The sequence below is a fragment of the Oleiphilus sp. HI0132 genome, from assembly GCF_001635845.1.
The window spans coordinates 1-3,963 of sequence record NZ_LWGJ01001152.1 but is presented as its reverse complement, the minus strand read 5'-3'; the positions used below and the strand labels follow the sequence as shown (position 1 = coordinate 3,963).

Genomic DNA, 3,963 nt, shown 5'->3' with positions numbered 1-3,963 from the left:
CGAGAATAATTCCGACATTTAATCTGAAACCGTCAGAATCTATCACTCTCTAATTTCCCGTCTATAGATATTTACATTGCCTTCATTCTTTCAGAATTTGCCCGATACAGCAAACCCATGAGCGGGCAAATAATTAATTATGCTAGATATATCAATCAATTCTAGACTACTTTTAAGATCTTAATGAGTTTTTAAAGAGATGATCTGATATGATTTTCTATTCATCGAAATCGACCCTTTGTGATTGGTCGTTATTTAGCATAAAACACTCTCGGGGGAGTACATAAGTGGCACTGGCAATTTTCGACTTAGACAACACATTAATCGCGGGTGATAGCGACCATGCCTGGGGCGAATTTCTCGTCGAAAAGTCTATTGTCGACGCTCAAGTTTACAAAGAGGCCAATGATCAATTTCTTTTGGATTACCAAAATGGTGAACTCGACATCCTCAAATACCTGTCATTCGCGCTTCGCCCACTCGCCGCACATCCGACAGAGCAACTGCTGAAATGGCGAGAAGAGTTTTTTCTGGAGAAAATCAAACCACTTATGCTTGATAAGGCAATCAAGCTTGTTGAAAAACACAGAGCTGCCGGAGATACTCTCCTGATTATTACCGCCACAAACCACTTTGTTACTGAGCCTATTGCTCAGGCTTTTGGCATTGATACACTGATAGCGACCCTTCCCGAGCAAGTCGACGGTCGATATACAGGCAAGGTAAGCGGCACACCCAGCTTTAAAGAAGGGAAAATTACGCGTTTGAACGAGTGGTTAGAGACGAATCACCATACACTCAAAGGTTCTTTTTTCTATAGCGATTCACATAATGACCTGCCTTTATTAAAGCTGGTCAGCACGCCAGTCTCTATCGACCCGGATGACACCTTAAGAGAATATAGTGAACAAAATGGCTGGCCAATACAAACTCTCAGAAGCTAAGAAAAAAGACATGATCAGGGGCTTATTCACCACTTTCTGTTGTTTAGCGCTATTCGGCTGCAGTGAACCCTCAACGCCAGATATCACATCCAGCAAAACAAGCTCAGCAATAAACAAGCAATCGTCAGATATTGGCAACCGTCAAATCGCAACACTCTCCACCTCTTTGATCGACCAAATGGTTAAAGAGAGTAATCGATTACTTACTGAAACCAGCAACGCAGCCGCTAAGCTACAAAGTTCTATCGACAAACTAACGACTCAGCCATCGAAAGAATCTCTACAGGAAGCTCATCAGCAGTGGAGTCTAGCTCACGATACATATATCTCGACTAGACTTCTTAGACAATGGCTAAAAAGCCTGAACATCATACATCCGGTTTTGGATGTGACTCTCAGCTCTCCTGAACTCGTTCATACGAACCACAACCGCATTGATCAGTACCCTTTGATTCCTGGCTATTTAGATAAGGTCCAAGGCTACCCGCTAAGCGGTTTAATTCACTCTGAAATCGAATTGACCAAGGATAGCCTTAATCAGGAGCATTTACTCGGAGATTCTGCCTATGTTGCCTTAGGCTTTCATGCTTTAGAGTTTATGCTTTTTGGCGAGAGTGGAAACCCGAGAATCGTTGCAGACTTTTCAATCGAGAACACTAGCAAAAGTCAGAACCAAAGCGCCAAGCGTAGAGCAAAATACCTCAAACTCCTAAGCAAACTGCTCAAACAAGATATCGAAGCTTTTAGCGTTTCTTGGAACAGGCTCGATGGCTACTATCCAGCAGCACTTGCCACCATTCCTGAAGAAGAACTCAGAGCATCACTTCGTCAAATTGCTGAAGTAGAACTCGAAGCCTGTCGGCAAATTCAAATGCTGATCGGCAAGCAAGCTATGCACGATACCAAGAGTAGTATCGCCGCAAGAATAAGCCTTGCAAATCGCGTCATTGAAACACTAGAAAGCACGAGACAAAACTAAGCCCTGCATCGCACTTTCATTTAATCAAACTACGATGCTGGCAAAACTCTGACGAAAATTGATTTCAGGTATTCTGTTTCCGGAATTACTGGCAGTATTGGGTGATCTGCACCTTGGCCGCCCTGCTCAATTACTTGTAAGCGCTTTTCCAAAGTCTGGCCACTTACCGCAATAGCTTTCATCAAGGCTTCTCGCGAAAGGTGCATAGAACACGACGCAGAAACCAGTAAACCATCTTTTTCTAGCAGGCGCATCGCAAGCTGATTCAAACGTTGATAAGCAATCTCACCCGCTTTCTGGTCCTTACGCTTAGGAATAAATGCTGGTGGATCAGCGATAACAACATCAAATTTCTCACCTTCAAGCTTCAACTGCTTGCACACGTCAAAGACATCACCCTCAATACAACTTACCTTGTCAGACAAGTCATTTAGTGCCGCATTCTTCTCAACGTAATCAAGCGCCATTGAAGAGCTATCTACACAGGTAACCGACTCAGCCCCAAATGCAGCGGCTTGAACTCCCCAACCGCCCACATAGCTATACAAGTCCAGCACGCGCTTACCTTTAACATAGTCTTTTAAGCGCGCCCGATTCATGCGGTGATCATAAAACCAGCCTGTTTTTTGCCCCTTCATAACTGGTGCAAGAAAACGAACACCGTTCTCTTCCAGTTCGGCGTCTTCAAGCTCCTCTCCCATAGCAAGCGAAACATAGGACTCGAGATTCTCGGCAGATCTCATCTTGCCATTATTTTTAAACAAAATCGTTTTCGGTCGACAAACCTTCTCAAGTGCCGAAACGATTTCATCCTTTAAAGACTCCATTCCAGCACTCGAAATCTGAACAACAAATACGTCTTTAAAGCGGTCAATCACCAGGCCAGGCAACATATCACTATCACCATAAACCAAGCGATAAGAATTCCCATCAAAGGCTTGCTCTCTGAGGGACAAAGCGATCTTTAACCTGTGCCTGAGCAAAGACTGGTCCATTGCCTGTGCAGGGTCCCGGCTAATCATTCGACCAGCGATGAGTGATGCAGGAGAAATAAAAGCCCGGCCAATCGCTTTACCCGCCTGGTTGACCACAATAGCTTGTTCGCCTGGCGCAAACTGTTTTAAGGGACTTTGCTTGGTATCAATCTCATTGCTATATATCCAGAGGTGACCCTGTTTTAGTCTCTTGTCAGCCCCTTTATTCAGGCAAAGCGTTTTAGGCTGGTCAGTCATCGTACACCTCTCGATATTTTAGTTAGCTTGAATTGGGCGGCAGTATATCAAGCAAGCCGATTTAGGCCCATTTTTATTCTGCTCATCGTTAGCTTATTTCTCAATTCATCCTACAATTACTAGGTTAATTATCAGTATTTGTAATAAAGCAAGTCACAGGCAGCAGCAAATTATGAGCAACCAACTCACCGAAGCCCAGGTCAAAAAAATTCTTCAAGGCATTCATGTACCTCCACAACCCCAGATTCTTGTGGACTTACAAATGGAACAGATCATGCCGGCCCCGGATATTCAACGAATAGCCAATTTAATCGCGAAGGATGTTGGCTTATCCGGCACCATGCTGAAATTTGTTAATTCACCATTTTATGGTCTGGCAAATAAAATCACCTCCATTGAGCAAGCGGTATCACTACTGGGTATTCATACCGTTATTAATATCTTGAATGGCCTGGCAATCAAAGGTGAAATGTCAGATGAAGCCATCATTGAATTAACCTCTTTTTGGGATACCGCAAACGACATAGCGATGGTCTGCGCAGCGGTTGCCAAAAAAGTCGGCTACCGCACGCCAGACGAAGCTTATGCATTAGGCTTGTTCCATAATGCGGGTATTCCTCTCATGCTTTCACGCTTCGATGATTATATCACCGTCATGGAAAAAACTTATTCCGGCCAGCATGAGCGAGTCATTGACTTAGAGAATGAAAAATTCAACACCAATCACTGTGTCGTCGGTTATTTCACCGCCAAGTCATGGAACCTCCCTGAGCATATCTGCCAAGTTATTGCCGAACACCATAACACC

The 3,963-nt window shown here is 44.0% G+C and carries 4 protein-coding genes; 3 read left to right on the top strand and 1 reads right to left on the bottom strand.

What is annotated here, in order from left to right:
- The first annotated feature begins 287 nt into the window (after positions 1-287).
- Both A3766_RS15910 and A3766_RS15905 read left to right on the top strand, forming a co-directional pair.
- Positions 288-944: an HAD family phosphatase gene (locus A3766_RS15910; protein WP_068509045.1), complete on the top strand. Its 657-nt coding sequence runs from the start codon at positions 288-290 to the stop codon at positions 942-944.
- On the top strand, positions 913-1,923 hold the full coding sequence (locus tag A3766_RS15905; RefSeq protein ID WP_068509043.1) for an imelysin family protein: 1,011 nt from the start codon (positions 913-915) through the stop codon (positions 1,921-1,923). Before A3766_RS15910 ends, A3766_RS15905 begins: the two co-directional genes overlap by 32 nt.
- Positions 1,924-1,952: 29 nt before the next feature.
- Here the strand turns inward: A3766_RS15905 and A3766_RS15900 are convergent, their stop codons facing one another.
- On the bottom strand, positions 1,953-3,155 hold the full coding sequence (locus A3766_RS15900) for a class I SAM-dependent rRNA methyltransferase (protein WP_068509041.1): 1,203 nt from the start codon (positions 3,153-3,155) through the stop codon (positions 1,953-1,955).
- 172 nt (positions 3,156-3,327) lie between these two features.
- Here A3766_RS15900 and A3766_RS15895 point away from each other — a divergent pair.
- The coding region (locus tag A3766_RS15895) for an HDOD domain-containing protein (RefSeq protein WP_068642488.1) at positions 3,328-3,963 on the top strand (636 nt) is incomplete at its 3' end.